The organism is Collinsella sp. AM29-10AC (genome assembly GCF_003469085.1).
Lineage (GTDB): Bacteria > Actinomycetota > Coriobacteriia > Coriobacteriales > Coriobacteriaceae > Collinsella.
In genome coordinates, this window is the sequence record NZ_QSKB01000028.1 from 16,206 (window position 1) to 34,712 (window position 18,507).

An 18,507-nucleotide genomic window follows, 5' to 3' on the forward strand; every position below is an offset into this window, starting at 1 on the left:
AAAGGCGAATTTCACCTGCTAGATGTTACAGATTGAGATAAACCCAAGGGGAGGGGCCGGTATGTCTCAATCTGTAACAGCTGGGACCGTTTTGGTTGAGTAGTTGTTATGGATCGAGATTGTTTGGCCGAGTCGGATCACAGGGTAACGTGCGGGCACAAAAAACGGAGCCGCGTTGCCGTGGCTCCGTTTTCAAGAGGATGGGCGATGAAACCGAATTAGCTCAGGTGCCAGATCTCGTCGTTGTACTGGGAGATCGTACGGTCGGACGAGAAGGTGCCGGCGTTGGCGATATTGATGAGCGCCTTGCGCATCCAGGCGTCCTGGTCCTCGTAGTCGGCCAGCACGCGCTCCTTGGTCTGGATGTACTCCTCAATGTCGAGCAGGGCCATAAACCAGTCCTTGCCCTTAATGTCGTCGTGCAGGCGCTGCAGGCGCTCGGCGTTGCCGGTTGCCATAAAGGCCGGGTTGGTGATGAAGTCCACCAGCAGTTTAATGCCGGGCTTGCGGTAGAGCGCACCGGCGTTGTAGGTGCCGTCGGCGTAGAGCTGCTCGACCTGTTTGGACGAGGCACCAAAGGTATAGATGTTCTCGTCGCCCACGAGCTCGGCAATCTCCACGTTGGCACCGTCGAGCGTGCACAGGGTTAGGGCGCCGTTGAGCATGAACTTCATGTTGGAGGTGCCGCTCGCCTCCTTGGAGGCCAGGCTGATCTGCTCGGAGATGTCAGCGGCGGGGATCACGCGCTCGGCGGCGGTGACGTTGTAGTTCTCGATCATGACAACCTGCAGGTAGGGAGCCACGTCGGGGTCGTTTGCAATCCACTGCGACAGCGTCAGGATCAGATGGATGATGTCCTGCGCGATAGTGTAGGCAGGCGCCGCCTTGCCGCCAAAGATGATGGTGACGGGGTGCTTAGGCCTGTTGCCGTTCTTGATATCGAAGTACTTCCAGATGATGTAGAGCGCGAGCATCTGTTGACGCTTGTACTCGTGGATGCGCTTGACCTGGACGTCGATGATGGCGTTGGAGGGAATGGTCACGCCCTGCTCGAGCGCCATGAACTGGCGCATGATGGCCTTGGCCTCGACCTTGGTGGCGGCCAGGCGCTCAAGAACGTCCTTGTCGTCGGCGAACTTGGCGAGTTTGCTCAGATCGCCGGTGCTGCGCCAGTCGGTGCCGATTACATCGTCGAGCAGGCTGGCGAGCGCGGGGTTGGCTCCATGGATCCAGCGGCGGAAGGTGATGCCGTTGGTCTTGTTGGAGAACTTCTCGGGATAGATCTCGTAGAACGGATGAAGCTCGGTGTCCTCCAGGATCTTGGTGTGGAGGGCGGCTACGCCATTGATGGAGAAGCCAAAGTGGATGTCCATGTGGGCCATGTGGACGGTGTCGTATTCGTCGATGACGGCGACGCGCGGGTCATCGTGCTCGGCCTTCGCGATCTCATCGAGCTTGACGATAATGTCGGCGATGGCAGGGGAGACCTTCTGCAGGCTGACGAGCGGCCACTTCTCGAGCGCCTCGGCAAGAATCGTGTGGTTAGTGTAGGCGACCATGGAGCGTACGATGGTCACGGCCTCGTCAAACTCGATGCCATGCTCGGTGGTGAGCAAGCGAATGAGCTCGGGGATGACCATGGTGGGGTGCGTGTCGTTAATTTGGACCACGGCGTAGTCGGCCAGATCGTGCAGGTTGCTGCCGCGCTCGATGGCCTCGTCGATCAGGAGCTGGGCGGCGTTGCTCACCATGAAGTATTCCTGGTAGATGCGAAGCAGGCGGCCCTGCTCGTCGGAATCGTCGGGGTAGAGGAACAAGGTGAGGTTTTTGGCGATCTCGGTCTTGTCGAAGTCGATGGAGCTGCCGGGGACCAGGCCGTCGTCGACGCTCGCCAGGTCGAACAGGCGCAGACGGTTCTTGGTGGGCTGGCCGTAACCGGGCACGTCGATGTTGACGAGCTTGGAGGTAACGGCAAAATCGCCGAACTCGACGGTGTAGGAGCGGTCGTCGTCGACTAGGATGTCCTGCTCACCGAGCCACTCGTCGGGGACGGCCTTCTGCTGGTTGTCGACAAAGCGCTGACGGAACAGGCCGTAGTGATAGTTGAGGCCCACGCCATCGCCGGTCAAGCCCAGCGTGGCGATGGAATCCAGGAAGCATGCGGCCAGGCGGCCCAGGCCGCCGTTGCCGAGCGACGGCTCGACCTCGAACTCCTCGATCTTGTTGAGGTCGTGGCCGGCAGCGGTGAGCTGGTCTTTAACCTCGGCATAGATGCCAAGGTCGATCATGTTGTTGATCAGCAGTTTTCCAATCAAAAACTCAGCAGAGATGTAGTAGAGCTTTTTCTTGCCATTGTTGAGTGGGCAGGCAGCAGAGCGCTCCTGCACGAGCTTGACCAGCAGTTTGTAAATGCGGCGGTCATCGAGTTGCTCGAGCGAAGTTCCAAAGGACTGCTCGGCAAGATCCGCAAGATTGATACAGGGCATGTTTCCTCCTGTGGCGAGTTGACGACATGTCAGAAATTCAAAAGAAGCCCGCGCGAGGGGATTGGAGTGGCCTCGCGCGGGAAAAGCGGTCGCGTCCGCACGGTGGGGTGGGGTCGGGCGCGGTGGCTCCTATTGAGGAAGCTCGATTTCGGCTTCCGATGGGATGCGGAAGTAGGTCTCGGTCCAGTCGGTGAGTTTATGCTCGAGCTCGCGGGTGATGGCGCCATCGAGCATGCGCCAGGTCCAGTTGCCGCCCAGCGTGGCAGGGGTGTTGATGCGCGCCTCATTGCCCAAGTTGAGCAGGTCCTGCATGGTGTAGATGCACGTGTCGCTTACGCTGGCGGCGATGGTGCGATTGAGTGCATCTGCCATGGGTTCGCCGGCCTGCTGATGGGTGTACAGGGCCGCCTGCTCGCGCTGACGCGGGGTGGCCGTTCCCTCAAACCAACCGCGCGCCGTCTCGTTGTCGTGTGTGCCCACATAGGCGACGGTGTTGGCAATGTAGTTGTGCGGCAGGTAGTACGAGTTGGTGCCCTCAAAGGCAAACTGCAAGATCTTCATGCCGGGGAAGCCCGAGTTGTCGCGCATGTCGATGACGCCGGGGGTGAGGAAGCCCAGGTCTTCGGCGATGATGGGCAGCGTGCCGAGCTTTTCCTCGAGCGTCTTGAAGAACTTGAGGCCGGGGCCCTGCGTCCACGAACCGTAGGACGAATCGGGTGAGGAGAACGGCACCTCCCAATAGGCCTCGAAGCCGCGGAAGTGATCCAGGCGGATGACATCGTACATGTCGAGGGCGGCGCGGATGCGGCCCTCCCACCAGGAGAAACCGTCCGACTCCATGGCGTCCCAGTCGTAGATGGGATTGCCCCAGTACTGGCCGGTGGCAGAGAACTGGTCGGGCGGCGTGCCGGCGACACTCACAGGATTACCGGCGGCGTCGATCTTAAAGAGCTCGGGCGTGGCCCACATCTCGACGGAGTCGCGTGAGACATAGATGGGCAGGTCGCCGATGATCAGGATGTCGCGCTCGTTGGCATAGGCCTTGAGGCGGCTCCACTGACGATCGAAGAAGTATTGCGTCATCTGGTGGTAGAGCATGCGCGCGGGATGGGCGGCGCAGACCTTGGCAGAGGCCTCACCGCGGGTACGAAGCTCTGCGGGCCACTCCCAAAATGCCTTGAGCCCGCACTCCTCCTTCACGGTCATAAACTCGCAGTAGGGGATGAGCCAGTCTTCGTTGGTTTGGACAAAGTCGTCGAAGTCGGCCGGCTTGTCGGCGGCAAAGCGCTCGGCGGCGCGGTCGAGAATCTGACGACGGCCACCAAAGATGGCGCCATAGTCGACATTGCTGGGGTCAGCGCCCAGGTATACGCCGTCGATATCGCGCTGCTCCAGGTAACCTGCCTCGATAAGCTCGGCAAAGTCAATGAAGTTAGGGTTGCCCGCGCGGGCCGAGAACGACTGGTAGGGCGAATCGCCATAGCTGGTCGTCGTAAGGGGCAGAATCTGCCAGTAATGTTGTTTGCACGAGGCGAGAAAATCGACGAAGTCGTAGGCATTCCAGCCAAAGCCGCCGATTCCGTATGGTCCGGGCAGAGATGAGACGGGCATGAGGACGCCGCTTGCACGCTCCATGAATGCGCTCACCAACCTTCTTGTTGTGGGGTCGGCCTGCCGATGGGTGTGCAGTCCGCCTCCGATGTTCTGATTCGATATGCCTATTGTAAAACATGTTGTTTAAACATGTACAGGCAAGATATAAAAGTTGGTCGATTTTCGGCGAATGGTTACATGCCGTGAAAAAGCCCCGACCTCACAACGTGAGATCGGGGCAAGAGCGGTATGTAGGTTTTTGCTACTCAGCGTCGGCGAAGCCGTTGGGGTTGTGGCTCTGCCAGTTCCAGCTATCGCGGCACATATCCGCGATGTCGTACTGGGCCTTCCAGCCCATCATGCGCTCGGCCTTGGAGGCATCGCACCAGTTGGCGGCGATATCGCCGGCGCGGCGCTCGCGAATCACATAGGGCAGCTCCTTGCCGCAGGCCTTGGAGAAGGCGGCGATGACCTCGAGCACCGAGGTGCCGGTGCCGGTGCCCAGGTTAAAGATCTCGACGCCGGTCTTGCCGTTCATCCAGTTGAGGGCGGCAACGTGGCCCGAGGCCAGGTCGCAAACGTGGATATAGTCGCGCACGCCCGTGCCGTCGGGAGTGGGGTAGTCATTGCCAAAGACCTGAACGGCCTCGAGCTTGCCCACGGCAACCTGCGCGACATAGGGCACCAGGTTGTTGGGGATGCCCTTGGGGTCCTCGCCGATCAGGCCCGACGGATGGGCGCCGATGGGGTTGAAGTAGCGGAGCAGCACGACGTCCCACTCGGGGTCGGCGGTGTGGACGTCCATAAGGATCTGCTCGATCATCCACTTGGTCCAACCATAGGGGTTGGTCGCGGGCTTCTTAGGATCCTCCTCGGTGACGGGCGGGTTGTCCGGGTCGCCGTAGACGGTCGAGGAGCTCGAGAAGATGATGGACTTGCAGCCATGGTTGCGCATGACGTCGATGAGCACCAGGGTGTTTTCGATGTTGTTGTGGTAGTACTCGACGGGCTTGCTCACCGACTCGCCGACGGCCTTAAAGCCGGCAAAGTGGATGACGCGGTCGATCTGATGGGTGTCGAAGATCTTGTTCATGGCCTCGCGGTCGAGCACGTTGGCCTCGTAGAAGGTGAGGTTTTTGGCAGCCTCTTCGCCCACGATGGTCTTGACGCGGTCGACGGCGACGGCGCTGGAGTTGGAGAGGTCGTCGACGATGACGACCTGATAGCCGCCCTCGAGCAGCTGAACGACGGTGTGCGAGCCGATAAAGCCGGCGCCACCGGTAACGAGGACGCAGGTGTCTTTGGGGTCGAGTGCTTTGGACATGTAGTCTCCTATCGAATCAGGAACACTTCTTGTGGGGAGTATAGCGCAGGCAGGGGTACCAAGAACGTGCGCGGCAGGAAAAGCAGATGAGCATGCTAACGTACTCATGGAAATGTTTGGCGTGGGCATAACCTTGACTTTGACGTTTGCATACGAGCCGCCGACCATACGGTTTGCTGCCGTTCGTGGAAATCGTTGGGATGCGCCGGATGTACGCTAATATGTATGAGTTGAGCGACATATAAATAAACATGTAACGGAGTAGATATGTCACCAAACAGCGATTCCATCCTTTCCCAGGAGCTTTCGCGTCGCACTGCCCTCAAGGCCCTGTTCGGCGCAGCTTCTGCAGCCGTTCTTTTTGGTCTGCCCGCTCGCGCCCATGCTGCGGAGGCCACCAAGGAAACCACCGACAAACTCAATGCGGCCCAGGCTCAGCTTGACGAGGTCCAGGCCCAGCTCGACAGCATCGCAAATGAATACGCGGCGCTGGCCAACAAGAACGCCCAGACCCTCAACGATATCGAGGGCGTACAGGGCCAGATTGACAGTACGCAGGCGCAGATTGACGAAAAGAAGGCCGAGCTCAAAAAGAAGCGCGACGATCTTTCCGATCGCGTTTCCGCCAGCTATAAGTCGGGCGGCACCAACATCCTGTCGCTGCTGCTCGCCTCGGGTTCGTTTGAGGAGCTCGTCGCCAATGCGCACTATGTTGAGAAGATCAACAAGAGCGACCGCGACGCCATCGAGGACATTCAGACCATCCAGGAAGAGCTCGATGCGCAAAAGACCGAGCTCGAGTCGCAGAAGGCCGACTTGGAGAAGCTCAAGGACCAGCAGACTGCCCAGATGCAGGATATGCAGGCCAAGCAGCAAGAGGTCCAGACCGTGCTGAGCGGTCTTTCCGACGACGTCAAGGAGCTCATGGCTCAGCGCGATTCAGAGATTCTCGCTGCCGCCCAGGCCGAGGAAGCTGCCAAGAAAGCCGCCTCCGCTGCCGCGGCCGCCGCGAACAAGAACAATTCCTACTCGGGTGGTTCGAGCTCGGGCGGTGGATCGTATGCGCCCGGAACTCCGCAGCAGAATGCCGGCTCGGGCAAGCAGCAGGCCGTCGTCAACGCGTGCTACTCCACGCCTTCGCCGGGTCAGAACTGGTGCGCGGCGTGGGTTACCAATGTCTTCCGTAAGGCCGGCGTTGGCTACTTTGGCGGTAACGCGTGCGATATGTTTAACGCCTGGTGCTATAGCTCCGACCGCTCGGCGCTGCAGGTGGGCATGATTGTTGCCGACTCATCGCATAGCGGTACCGGCATACCGGGTCTGATCTATGGCCACGTGGGCATCTATGTTGGCGGCGGCATCGTTATGAGTAACGAGGGCGCCATCACGTCGAGGTCGCTTGACTCGTTCATTGGGTTCTACGGCACTGGCTCTGGCGTGCGCTGGGGCTGGCTTGGCGGTATTGCGCTGTCGTAGCTGCGGTTTGGTCCGGGACAGTCCGAGAGGCATAAGGTTGCCTGCTCGGGCAGTCCTGCTCGCACGGAGAGCACATTAAGTGCTCTCCGGCTCGTGCGGAACTCGCGATCAACCTTATGCCTCTCGGACTGTCCCGGCCCTCTCGGGTCCTGAGCGCGATACACCGGACTGGTTGTCTGATATAAAGATGGCGAAGGCCCCTTTCGGGGCCTTCTTTGTTTAGAGGAATTCGCCTACTCGGTGGACTTCGGGTTCGAGGTCCACGTCGAATTGGTCTTTGACGGTTGTTTGGATGTGGCGGATGAGTTCGTCGACATCGGCGGCGGTGGCGTGGTCGGCGTTGACGATGAAGCCGCAGTGCTTTTCGCTCACCTGCGCGCCGCCAATGGCGTGTCCTCGCAGGCCGGCGTCCATGATGAGCTTGCCGGCAAAGTGGCCCTCGGGGCGCTTGAAGGTGGAGCCGGCACTCGGCATGTCGAGCGGCTGCTTGTCCTCGCGGCGCTGGCGGTAGTCGTCCATGTCGGCCTTGATCATCGCGGCGTTGCCCGGGGCGAGATTGAAAGTGGCCGAAAGCACGATGAAACCGTCGTCGGCAATGCGGCTCTTGCGATAGCCCAGGTTGAGCTCATCGACATCGAACTCGATAATGCTGCCGCTACCGCGGGTGCCGTCGTCGAGCATGCGGGCGGGCTTGTAGACGCGCACAGACCCCAGCACATCGGCCATGCAGGCACCGTAGGCACCGGCGTTCATGTAGCAGGCGCCGCCGACCGATCCGGGGATGCCCGAGATGGGCTCCATGCCGGTGAGACCGGCCTCGGCTGCTGCCGCGGCGACATCGGAAAGCAGGGCGCCGGCTGCCGCCGTGACGTGCGTGCCATCGACGGTGATGTTGGAGAGGCCTTCGCCCAGTGCCACGACGACGCCGCGGATGCCTTTGTCGCCGACGAGCAGGTCGGAGCCGTTGCCCACGATGGTGAGGGGCAGGTCGCAGCGATAGCAGGTATCGAGTGTGGCGACGAGGCCCTGCTCTGTATCGGGCGTGACAAAGACGTCGGCCGGGCCGCCGATCTTAAACGTGGTGTGCTCGCGCATGGGCTCGCTCATGAGTACGTTGTCCTCGCCGGCAACGCCGGCGAGCGCGCAGAGCAGGTCCTCGTTAAAAAAGTCGTTCTCGTGCATGCGAATATCCGCCTTTTGGTGGTTGTTGTCATAAATCGATTGCAATATACCCCACCTGGACGGATTTGGTGCGCTGACGGCGATAAAACAGCCGTCCACCGGATTGGTAAAGTGTTTATCACCGAGGTAGATGGGCAGTCGCTATACTTTCAAGAGATTGCGCGTAAACTCGGAAGGAGCGAGATGGCCAACAAAGTCACCCTCAAGCAGATCGCCCAGGAGGTGGGGCTTTCCCCTTCGTCGGTCTCGCTTGTTCTCAATAATCGGCCCTGTCGCATCTCGGAAGAAAACCGCAAGCTTATCAAGGAGGTTGCGGCGCGCAACCACTATGTTCCTAACCAGATCGCGCGCAGCCTGGTCATGCGCGAGTCGCGCACACTGGGCCTTATCGTTCCCAATATCGAGAGCCGCTTTTTTGCCTCGCTCGCCGGCAGCTTGGAAAAGCGCTGCCGCGAGGACGGTTACGCGCTCTTTATTACCAGCTCGGGTGGAAGCGCCGATGACGATCTGGAACTGCTGCGCCAGCTGGTGACGCGCGGCGTCGACGGCGTCTTTCTGGTAGTGGGTGACGAGTTCTCCGACGATCGCGCCCTGCGCGAGGAAGTGAGCCATCTGCCCATCCCTGCCGTGATGGTCGACCGCGCCATTGAGGGCCTCGAGTGCGACAAGGTGATGTTCGACCACGAGATGGGCGGCTACATGGCCACCCGCTATCTGATCGAGCAAGGCCACCGTCGCATCGCCTGTCTGGTTAACGCGCGTCGCTCCAATACGGGTCGCAAACGACTCGCCGGTTACGAGCGCGCGCTGCGCGAGGTGGGACTGCCCATCGACGCGCGCCTGGAGTTTGAGAGCGAATATTACATCCCGAGTGCCTATGAGGCCTCGGAGGCGGTGCTTGCAACCGATGCCACCGCCGTGTTCGCAAGCTCGGATAACATTGCCCTCGGTCTGCTCAAGCGCTTGCACGAGATGGGGAAGAGCATCCCAGGCGATATCTCGGTCGTAAGCTATGACAACTCGGCGGCCGACGTTCTCTTTGAGCCGGCGCTGACCGCGATTGAGCAGGACCCTGGTGTCCTTGCGGAGCATGCTTTTGGCTGCATGTCCAAGCGTCTTGCCGGTAGGGGCGGCAGGCGTGCCGAAGAGGTCGTTCTGGAGCCGGAGCTTATCGTTAAGGACAGCGTGCTCGAGCTTACTAAACACAACTAAACACGTTTATCAATTTGCAGAGACCGAATGTGGAGTACCTGTGATAGTCAACGCCGCAGGTGAATGTCGCGTTTTGTTGATCGATGGGATTGATAAGGGTGATAAAACGTTTTTTCACCATGATAAAACGTTTTAGCAAATATACTAGTCCCAACGAATGGTTGCCGTATCGGAGGGTGACCGCACAGCGAAGGGACATAAACAATGGCTAAAACACTGGGGACGCCGTGGCAAAAGCTGGGACACGAGGTGCCGGCTTCCGAGCTCGAGGGCGTCGATCTGTATTGGCGCGCATCGAACTATCTGTCCGTCGGTCAGATCTACCTTCGCTCTAACCCGCTGATGCGCACCGACTTTGTCGATGAGAAAACCGGTGAGGTGCGCGACTTTGGTCGCCCGGACGTTAAGCACCGCTTGGTCGGTCACTGGGGCACCACGCCTGGCATCAACTTCCTGTTCGGTCATGTCAACCGTCTCATCGCCGACCACAACCAGAACGCCATCTTCCTGATGGGTCCGGGCCACGGTGGCCCTGCCGGCACCGCCCAGTCGCTGCTCGATGGCACCTACCGTGAGATCCGCCCCGACATCACCAATGACGAGGCTGGTCTGCAGAAGTTCTTCCGCCAGTTTTCTTATCCCGGCGGCATCCCGAGCCACTTTGCGCCCGAGACGCCCGGCTCCATCCACGAGGGCGGCGAGCTCGGCTACACGCTCAGCCATGCCTACGGCGCCGTCATGGACAACCCGAGCCTGTTGGCCGTGGCCGTAGTGGGCGACGGCGAGTCCGAGACCGGTCCGCTCGCGACTTCTTGGCAGTCCAACAAGCTCGTGAACCCGGCAACCGACGGTATCGTCCTGCCGATCCTGCACCTCAACGGCTACAAGATCGCCAACCCCACCATCCTTGCCCGCGTGTCCGACGAAGAGCTTACCAAGTTCTTTGAGGGCATGGGCTACAAGCCGCATTTCTTTGTCGCCGGTTTTGACGACGAGAGCCATGCAAGCATTCATGCGCGTTTTGCCGCCCTGTTTGAGCAGGTTTTCGATGAGATTTGCGACATCAAGGCCACCGCTTTGGCCCAGGCTGCGGCGGGCGAGACCGTGGTCCGTCCGGCCTACCCCATGATCGTGTTCCGTACGCCCAAGGGCTGGACTTGCCCCAAGCAGATCGACGGCAAGAAGACCGAGGACTCCTGGCGTGCGCATCAGGTGCCGCTGGCGAGTGCCAAGGACACTCACGAGCACTTCCGCGTGCTGCGCGAGTGGCTGCGCTCCTACAAGTCCGAGGAACTCTTTACGCCCGAGGGCAAGGTGCGCCCCGAGGTGACGGCCTTTATGCCGACCGGTGAGCTGCGCATTGGCGCCAACCCCAATGCAAACGGCGGCAAGGTGCGCCGCGAGCTCGAGCTCCCCGATATTCACGCCCACGAGATCCCCGTCGCAAGTAAGGGACACGGCTGGGGCTCCACCGAGGCCGCCCGCGTCTTTGGCGAGTACACTGCCGACGTTCTGGCCAAGAACATGGACGATTTCCGTATCTTCGGTCCCGATGAGACCGCGTCCAACCGCCTGCAGGCTGCCTACAAGGTGACCAAGAAGCAGTGGGACGCCGGCTTTTACGAGGACGATGCCAACGACGAGCTGCTGGCCGGTTCCGGTAAGGTTGTCGAGCAGCTGTCCGAGCACCAGTGCGAGGGCTTCCTCGAGGCCTACGTGCTCACCGGCCGCTCCGGCGTGTGGAGCTCCTACGAGAGCTTTGTCCATGTGGTCGACTCCATGGTCAACCAACACTGCAAGTGGCTCGAGGCAACCAAGCGCGAGATTCCGTGGCGTGCCCCCATTAGCGGTCTCAACATTTTGCTGTCGAGCCATGTCTGGCGTCAGGACCACAACGGCTTCTCGCACCAGGACCCCGGCTTTATCGACCTGCTGCTCAACAAGGCCAACGACACGCATATCGTGAATGCCTACTATCCGGCCGACGCCAACATGGCGCTTGCCGTTGCCGAGCGCGTCTACCAGTCCATCGACTGCGTCAACGCCATCTTCTGCGGCAAGCAGCCAGCCCCCACCTTCCAGACGGTCGACGAGGCCAAGTCCGAGCTCGCCGAGGGCGTCGCGACTTGGGAGTGGGCATCGACTGCCGACTCGCTCGCCGAGGCCGACGTCGTGGTCGCCGCGTGCGGCGACGTGCCGACGCTCGAGGCTCTGGCCGCAACCGACATGCTGCGTGAGCTGGGCATTAAGGTGTGGTTCGTCAACGTGGTCGACCTGCTCAAGATTCAGAACGTCTGCGAGAACGACCAGGCCATCAGCGATGAGCGCTGGGCTGAGCTGTTCGGTTGTGGCGAGAAGCCCGTGCTCTTCGCATTCCACGCCTATGCCGGCACGATCCGCCGTCTGATCTGGAACCGCCCCGGCCACGATGCCTTCCGCGTCCACGGCTACGAGGAGAAAGGCTCCACGACCACGCCGTTCGACATGCTGCGCCTGAACAACATGGACCGCTGGGCTCTGGCCGCCGACGTGCTGCGCATGGTCGACGCCGATAAGTTTGCCGAGCAGATTGATAAGTGGGAGGCTTTCCGCACCGAGGCCTTTGAGTTCGCGTGCGACGAGGGCTTCGATCACCCGGCCTTTACCGACTGGGTCTGGCCCGACGCCGCAGCCGCAACCGCTGCCGACGGCGCGCTCTCCGCAACGCAGATGACCGCGGGCGACAACGAGTAGGTAGGCATCCGGGACGGTCTCGCGCTGGGGCCTGCTCCGGGCGGGTGCCTTCCTCTGAGAAGTGGGCTTCGCGAACTTCTCCGAGGAAGGGCACCAGCCCGGAGGCGGCCCTCTCGACCGTTTCGATATGCGGGGGCTGATATTTTTTAATGTAATGGGGACTTGGCTGTTGCTGCCTTGTGGATTGTGCATCCAACTAGGATCAGCCAAGATTACATTGCCGGGGCCGGGGAGGCATACTTTGTTTTGAGAAGTTCGCGAAGCCCACTTCTCAAAACAAAGTATGCCTCCCCGGCCCTCGTCCGTGAACTTTTCCGCTGGGCGAGCCATAGACGCCGCGTACCGATAGGGTAAGGCGGCGGCTTGAAATTGGTGCTATATTCAGCTTGAGTTGTTTAATGCTAGTACGGGAGGCTGATATGGGGCTGTTCAAGAAGAAAAACCCGCAGGACGCCTTTGATCCCGATGTGTTTACCATCACGGATACGATTTTGGACCCGCCGCGGTTTACGTTTTTGCCGGCTATCTACCAGGATGCCACGCGTCGCAAGTGGGCCGTACATCAGCGCGGCAGCGAGCCGAAGATTTTTGACTATGCGGACGTGTTGCAGTGCGAAGTGGCCGAGGCGGGCGATCCGGAGGCCGATGAAGCGGTCTCTAAACAGGAATTTGCCCAGCGTATTCTGGCAAATCCCGCTAAGGCGGCAAAAATGAACGCAGCCAAGCGTAATATGTGTCTTGGTATGGGCGTTGTTGTGGCGGTTCAGACGGGAAAAGACGAGGTTTCCAAACTAGAGATTCCCGTTATGACCGATGAAGTCAAACGCGATTCAAGCCTGTATAAGTCGTATCGGAATGTCGCCGAGAAGATCAAGGCCGAATTTGATGCCATGGGTGGTCTGGCCTAATTTTGGCGACATACGTTTCTGAACGAGGAGTCTGTGCAATGGCAGGCGAATCTTATGCAATTCCCCCCAAAGATCGTGCTGTTGAGGGGATTCTTTGGTATATCCAGCACCATCAGCTTGCCGGCGGCGATCGCCTGCCGGCCGAGCGCGTGCTGTGCGAAGAGATTGGCGTTTCGCGTACGGCGTTGCGCGCCGGTATCACGCGGCTCATCTCGTGTGGAACGCTCGAGAGCCGTCGCGGATCGGGTACGTATGTGTGTCCTCCCAAACCGCTCAATATCTTTCAGGAAACGTATAACTTTTCCGATGCTGTGCGGACTGCCGGCCTGCACCCCTCTTCTCGTCTGGTTTCCACCGTGGCCATCGAGGCGGATGAGGCGCTTGCCGACAAGCTTGGGGTTGCTGTAGGCGCTCCTTTGCTCCGCATGCAGCGTGTTCGACTTATTGAGGGCGAGCCGGCGTCAATCGAGACGGCTCACGTTAACCTGTCCCTGTGCCCCTCGCTTCCCGATCACGATTTTGAGTGTGAGAGCCTTTACGATGTCTTGCTCAAAGAAGGTGGCGTGCGCGTTGAGCATGGACGTGAGCATATCTCCATCTCGCGTTTGAACGCCGAAGAGGCCGAGTTACTCCAGCAAGAAGAGGGAACGCCGGTGTTCTATGAGAGCACGATAGAATTTGATAAGGACATGCGTTTTGTGGAGCATTGCAAATCGGTGATTTTGCCCACAAAGTTCCGCTTTGCCGATAACGGTGAAAAGAACGGCATGAGGAGCGTGGCAGGTGAACAATGGCTGAAACAGTAGATGCCACCCCGGTTTATATGCGCATTCGACGCCGCATCGAGGAGCGTATCGAGCGCGGTATATATCCCACGGGTTCCATGATCCCGTCCGAAAAAGACCTCGCCGAGGAATTTGGTACGACGCGCTTGACCATCCGAAGCGCTGTCGATGAGCTGGTTCGGCGTGGGCAGATTCGACGCGTCCGCGGAAAGGGCGCGTTTGTGGCACAGAAAGTGCCCGTTGCCTACGAGCGAACGGGAGGCTTTCGCGAATCGGTTCGTGCTTCGGGCGGCGAGCCGTCCGTCCGCATCCTCGCGCGTTCCAAGCGTTATGCGGGTCCATATTATGCCAACCTGTTTGGCATTGCCGAGGACGATTTACTGTATTCGATTCGGCGTTTGAACTGCGTCAACGGCGATCCCGTATCGATTGAGATGGCGTTCATCCCGTGCCTGCTGTTTCCCACAATCGAAGATATTGACGTGTCGGTCTTCAGTTTGTACGAGACCTATGAGATGTTGGGCCGAAAGCCGGTCATGGCACAGGAAAAGCTCGATATCGAAGCGCTGGGCGCGCGAGATGCCGGCCTGCTTGGACTGGAGCAGGGCGATCTTGCCTTGACGCTTGAGTGCGTGAGCTTCGATGCGAGCGGCCAGGCGATCGAGTACGTCAAGTCGTTTAACCGCGGTGATGCGGGTGGATATACCTATACGTACTAGCTGGTTTTTTGCATAACGGGCTGAAAAGCTGACGGAATTTTGATTTGTTGAGCAGACTGCATATACGACCTTACATGGCTCAAAATCGACCGTTCGCCGATGGGGACAAATTAATCGACAAAAAGGTATCAAAAAGCCGTAACCTGTAACTGTGATTGGTATCAAATACTAATGATTTGTTACGAGGTGAGACGATGAAGATGCTCGATTACGTTCAGCTTGCCCATGTGCGTATGGGAGAGAACCTCGAGCGTTCGTCTGAGCTGGTAGCGCAGCTCGTTGATATTTTCCAGTCCGGTTCTTTTGACGCGCTGCGCATCGTTGCTTCGGGTTCGTCGCGCCATGCCGCCGATTGCGCCCGCGATTACCTGCAAGATACCCTGCAAATGCAGGTGTCCGTTGTGACGCCCGAGGCCTTCGTCGATTTTGAACACACCTATCCGCAGCATGCGCTCAACATTGCCGTTTCGCAGAGCGGCTATTCGACCAATACGATCGCGGCGCTCGATTACATGCGCGCGCACGATATGGCTGCAGTTGCGCTCACGGCAAACGTCGAGGCACCCATCAGGGAACACGCTGACATCGTTCTTGACTACGGTGTGGGTGTCGAGTCGGTGGACTTTGTGACTCAGGGCGTCGAGGTTCTCGTTGAGTACCTGGTGCTCTTTGGTATTTACTGTGGTCAGGCGCGCGGAACGATTGACGCCAAGGGCGTTGCCCAGCGTCTTGACGACCTGCGCGAGGCTATCCAGGCCAATGCCGTGATGTGCAAGATCGCCGAGGCATATGTCCAAGACCACATGCTCGAGCTTTCTGAGCACATGCCCGCCATGGTCGTCGGCAACGGCCCCAACTATGGCGTTGCCGAAGAGGCGGCCCTCAAGCTGAGCGAGACCATCAAGATTCCTGCCATGCATCACGAGGGCGAGGAGTTCGTCCACGGTCCTGAGATGCAGATTGTTCCGGGTTATCTGGTGTTTATTGTCGACGATCCGCAGGGGTCGGAGCGTCTTGCGAATATCGCCGATGCGCTATCGAACGTTACGACAAAAACGGTGCTGCTCACGGCCCATCCCAGGGGTAGAGCTCACGAGGTGGCGGTGCCTCAGGTGGCTCCGCTGCTCAGCGCAATTCCCAATCTGGTGTTCTTCCAGACGATTGCGGCCATAATCGCCGAGCGTCTGAAGTCATGGGACGTGCACCCGTATCTCGATGCCGTCTCCAAACAGATGGAGGTTAAGGCGGAGGGCTACGAAGAGTCGGTCAATGCGCTTAAGGCCAAAGCGGCCGAGTGTTACGGAATGTAAGCGGGCTTTGATGCCCGTTGGCATGGGGGATGTGGAGACAACCCCAGAAAGGAGAAGCAAATGAAGGAAACCGAGAAGATCGAGATCATGCATTTCGACCAGGAGGGCTACCTCGAGGACGGCAAGGCGCTCTACGAGACCGGCAAGAAGATGACCGCCCTCGCCGACAAGGTCGCCGACGAGGGCTACGACGCCGTGTTCCTGATGGGCGTCGGCGGCACCTGGGACGAGCTCATGCAGCTCGAGTACCTCATGAACAAGTTCGGCGACCGCGACCTCGAGGTCTACCTGATCCACGCCGCCGAGTGGAACGTCATGGGCCACAAGCGCATGACCGAGAAGTCCGTCGTGCTCACCGCCTCCGAGTCCGGCACCACCCCCGAGGTCCTCGAGGCCGTCAAGAAGATGAAGGAGATGGGCGTACGCGTCTACGCCATGACCAAGCCCGAGGGCCCCATCGGCCAGGCTGTCGGCGCCGAGAACTGCGTCGCCATGGCTTCTGACCATGGTTCGGGCGGCTGCGAGAAGGGCTACTACCTCGCCGACTGCTTCGGCCTGCGCCTGCTCAACCGCCGTGGCTGCTTCCCCAAGTTCGACCTGTTTATCGAGCAGACCAAGGACATCTGGAAGGACATGCTCGATATCCGCAAGCGCTTCGAGCCGCGCGCCGAGGAGCTCGCCAAGAAGTACGCCCTGGCCCCCTACACCATGTTCATCGGCTCCGGCGCCCTGTGGGGCGAGACGATCCTGTTCTCGATGTGCATCCTGGAGGAGATGCAGTGGAAGCGCACCCGCTACATCACCTCGGCCGACTTCTTCCACGGCACCCTCGAGCTCGTGGAGCCCGGCGTCCCCGTGTTCCTGTTCATGGGCGAGGACGAGAACCGCAAGCTCGACGAGCGCGTCCGCGCGTTCCTGACCCGCGGCGTGACCGGCGACACCGACATCAACATCATCGACACCGCCGAGTTCGCGATCCCCGGCCTTGACGACGAGTTCCGCGTCATCGTCTCCCCGTGGATTCTGACGGTGCTCGTGACCGACCGCCTGGCTCGCTACTACGAGACGGTCACCAAGCACAACCTCAAGTATCGTCGCTACTATCACCAGTTCGACTACTAAAGAAAACGGGTGCGGGAACGTGCCGGGCTATTGAGAGGAACACAGAATGAGACAGTACATCATCGCCAGCCATGCGCACTTCGCTACCGGCATCAAGGAGAGCGTCGAGCTGCTCTCGGGCGCGCGCGACAACGTCCACGATCTTTCGATGTTCGTCGATGACCGCATGGACGTGGCCGAGGAGGCCCAAAAACTGCTGGCGGGCATGTCTGCCGACGATGATGTCGTTGTCTGCACCGATCTCTTTGGCGGCAGCGTCAATAACGAGTTCACCAAGATTGTCCAGACGCGTCCCCGCACGTATCTCGTTACCAACATGAACCTTCCTCTGCTCATCCAGCTGCTGTTCTCTGACGAGTCGGCGCCGGTTGAGGAGACGATTCGCGCCATCGTCGCTGCGGACGATACGCGCGTGAAGTTTGTCAACGACCTATTGGTCGATGACGACGAGGAAGAAGAGTTCTAATCCGCAGCACTTATTGACATGCCGTAAGACGGCGCAAGACCTTTGGGGGGTCACATTATGATTCAGCTACTTCGCGTTGACCATCGCCTGCTTCATGGCCAGGTCGCAGTTTCCTGGGTTCAGGGCCTTGGCTCCAACTGCATTTTTTGCGTTGGCGATAAGGTCGCCAACGATCCGGTGTGGAAGACGACGCTCAAGATGGGCAAGCCTGCCGGCTGCAAGCTCGTCATCAAAGATATGGAGCATGCAATCGAAGCTATCAACTCGGGCGTGACCGACAAGTACAAGATGATCATCTGCGTCGCCACTATCGCTGAGGCAAAGCAGCTTGTTGAGGGCTGCCCGCAGATCAAGTCGGTCAACCTGGGCAACACCAAGCCCAAGGACGAGAAGCGTCCCGACGCTCGTCAGGTCTCTCGTCAGATCTTCCTGACCGCGGCCGAGGAAGCCGATGTGCGCGAGATGCTGGATCGTGGCGTCGAGGTCGAGATTCGACCCCTGGCCGATGACCCCAAGGTTGACTGCGCCAGCGTGCTCTAGGCGTTTAAATTCGAAGAGTCTGAGCTCTTCGTAGTGTCCTATATGGAAAGGGGGATGTATGCTTACCCAAGCAATCCTCATCGGACTTATCGCCGCATTTGGTAAGTTCGACTGCCAGCTCGGTACGCTCTATGCGTTCCGCCCCATCGTCCTGTGCCCGCTCGTGGGTCTGGTGCTGGGGGACCTGCAGTCCGGCCTCGCGATCGGTGCGAGCCTGGAGCTGCTGTTCATGGGCTCGATCTCCATCGGCGCCTACGTGCCGCCTGATGAGACGATCGGCGGCGTGCTTGCCTGTGCCTTCGCTATCCAGCTGGGCCAGAGCTCCGAGGCAGCCATCGCGCTTGCCATGCCCATCGCCACGCTGTGCCTTGCCATCAAGAACATCCTCAACGCCGCCCTGCCGATTCTGGTTGACCGCGCTGATGTCTTCTCCAGCCAGGGCAACCTTAAGGGTGTCTATGCGATGCACTTCCTGATCGGTTCCACCGGTGTCATCATGGCGTTCCTGCTGTGCTCGCTGTCGTTCTATCTGGGTGCTGACGCTATCCAGGGCATGCTCGACTTCATCCCGCCCTTTGTCCTTGCTGGCTTTGGCGTGGCCGCCAACATCCTGCCGGCCATGGGCTTCGCCATGCTCGGCCGCCTGGTGCT

The 18,507-nt window shown here is 59.6% G+C and carries 15 protein-coding genes; 11 read left to right on the forward strand and 4 right to left on the reverse strand.

Annotated features, from left to right (window positions below; genetic code table 11):
* Positions 1 to 218 precede the first annotated feature (218 nt).
* From DW754_RS09025 to galE, 3 genes are all read right to left on the reverse strand, one after another.
* Positions 219 to 2,486, reverse strand: a complete 2,268-nt coding sequence (locus DW754_RS09025; protein ID WP_117759385.1) for a glycogen/starch/alpha-glucan phosphorylase — start codon at positions 2,484 to 2,486, stop codon at positions 219 to 221.
* Positions 2,487 to 2,615: 129 nt separating this feature from the next.
* The gene (gene malQ, locus DW754_RS09030) at positions 2,616 to 4,133 is read right to left on the reverse strand and encodes a 4-alpha-glucanotransferase (RefSeq protein WP_233508923.1); all 1,518 of its coding nucleotides are present in this window, start codon (positions 4,131 to 4,133) and stop codon (positions 2,616 to 2,618) included.
* 208 nt (positions 4,134 to 4,341) lie between these two features.
* The gene (gene galE, locus DW754_RS09035) at positions 4,342 to 5,403 is read right to left on the reverse strand and encodes a UDP-glucose 4-epimerase GalE (protein ID WP_117759381.1); all 1,062 of its coding nucleotides are present in this window, start codon (positions 5,401 to 5,403) and stop codon (positions 4,342 to 4,344) included.
* Between the two features lie 267 nt (positions 5,404 to 5,670).
* On the opposite strand from galE, the gene DW754_RS09040 reads away from it, so the two are divergent.
* The gene (locus DW754_RS09040; protein ID WP_117759379.1) at positions 5,671 to 6,879 is read left to right on the forward strand and encodes a hypothetical protein; all 1,209 of its coding nucleotides are present in this window, start codon (positions 5,671 to 5,673) and stop codon (positions 6,877 to 6,879) included.
* A 219-nt stretch (positions 6,880 to 7,098) separates the two neighbouring features.
* Here the strand turns inward: DW754_RS09040 and murB are convergent, their stop codons facing one another.
* Complete coding sequence (gene murB / locus DW754_RS09045; RefSeq protein WP_117759377.1) at positions 7,099 to 8,061, reverse strand: UDP-N-acetylmuramate dehydrogenase; 963 nt, start codon at positions 8,059 to 8,061, stop codon at positions 7,099 to 7,101.
* Positions 8,062 to 8,244: 183 nt separating this feature from the next.
* Between murB and DW754_RS09050 the strand changes: the two genes are divergently transcribed.
* From DW754_RS09050 to DW754_RS09095, 10 genes are all read left to right on the forward strand, one after another.
* Entirely contained in the window at positions 8,245 to 9,273 is a 1,029-nt protein-coding gene (locus DW754_RS09050; RefSeq protein WP_089573627.1) for a LacI family DNA-binding transcriptional regulator, read from the forward strand.
* A gap of 204 nt (positions 9,274 to 9,477) precedes the next feature.
* A complete protein-coding gene (locus DW754_RS09055) occupies positions 9,478 to 12,006 on the forward strand; it encodes a phosphoketolase (RefSeq protein WP_117759375.1) in 2,529 nt (842 codons plus the stop codon).
* A gap of 419 nt (positions 12,007 to 12,425) precedes the next feature.
* Positions 12,426 to 12,914: a hypothetical protein gene (locus DW754_RS09060; RefSeq protein ID WP_117759373.1), complete on the forward strand. Its 489-nt coding sequence runs from the start codon at positions 12,426 to 12,428 to the stop codon at positions 12,912 to 12,914.
* A 38-nt stretch (positions 12,915 to 12,952) separates the two neighbouring features.
* Entirely contained in the window at positions 12,953 to 13,720 is a 768-nt protein-coding gene (locus DW754_RS09065) for a GntR family transcriptional regulator (protein ID WP_117759371.1), read from the forward strand.
* A complete protein-coding gene (locus DW754_RS09070) occupies positions 13,705 to 14,418 on the forward strand; it encodes a GntR family transcriptional regulator (protein WP_117638248.1) in 714 nt (237 codons plus the stop codon). Before DW754_RS09065 ends, DW754_RS09070 begins: the two co-directional genes overlap by 16 nt.
* 194 nt (positions 14,419 to 14,612) lie before the next feature.
* Complete coding sequence (locus tag DW754_RS09075; protein ID WP_117759369.1) at positions 14,613 to 15,728, forward strand: SIS domain-containing protein; 1,116 nt, start codon at positions 14,613 to 14,615, stop codon at positions 15,726 to 15,728.
* Between the two features lie 60 nt (positions 15,729 to 15,788).
* Complete coding sequence (locus DW754_RS09080) at positions 15,789 to 16,850, forward strand: SIS domain-containing protein (protein ID WP_117833494.1); 1,062 nt, start codon at positions 15,789 to 15,791, stop codon at positions 16,848 to 16,850.
* A 46-nt stretch (positions 16,851 to 16,896) separates the two neighbouring features.
* Positions 16,897 to 17,316, forward strand: coding sequence for a PTS sugar transporter subunit IIA (locus DW754_RS09085; RefSeq protein ID WP_117759929.1), 420 nt, complete (start codon positions 16,897 to 16,899; stop codon positions 17,314 to 17,316).
* Between the two features lie 57 nt (positions 17,317 to 17,373).
* On the forward strand, positions 17,374 to 17,856 hold the full coding sequence (locus DW754_RS09090; protein WP_099432286.1) for a PTS sugar transporter subunit IIB: 483 nt from the start codon (positions 17,374 to 17,376) through the stop codon (positions 17,854 to 17,856).
* 58 nt (positions 17,857 to 17,914) lie between these two features.
* Positions 17,915 to 18,507, forward strand: a 593-nt coding sequence (locus tag DW754_RS09095) for a PTS sugar transporter subunit IIC (protein WP_147338934.1), incomplete at its 3' end; no start/stop codon positions are given.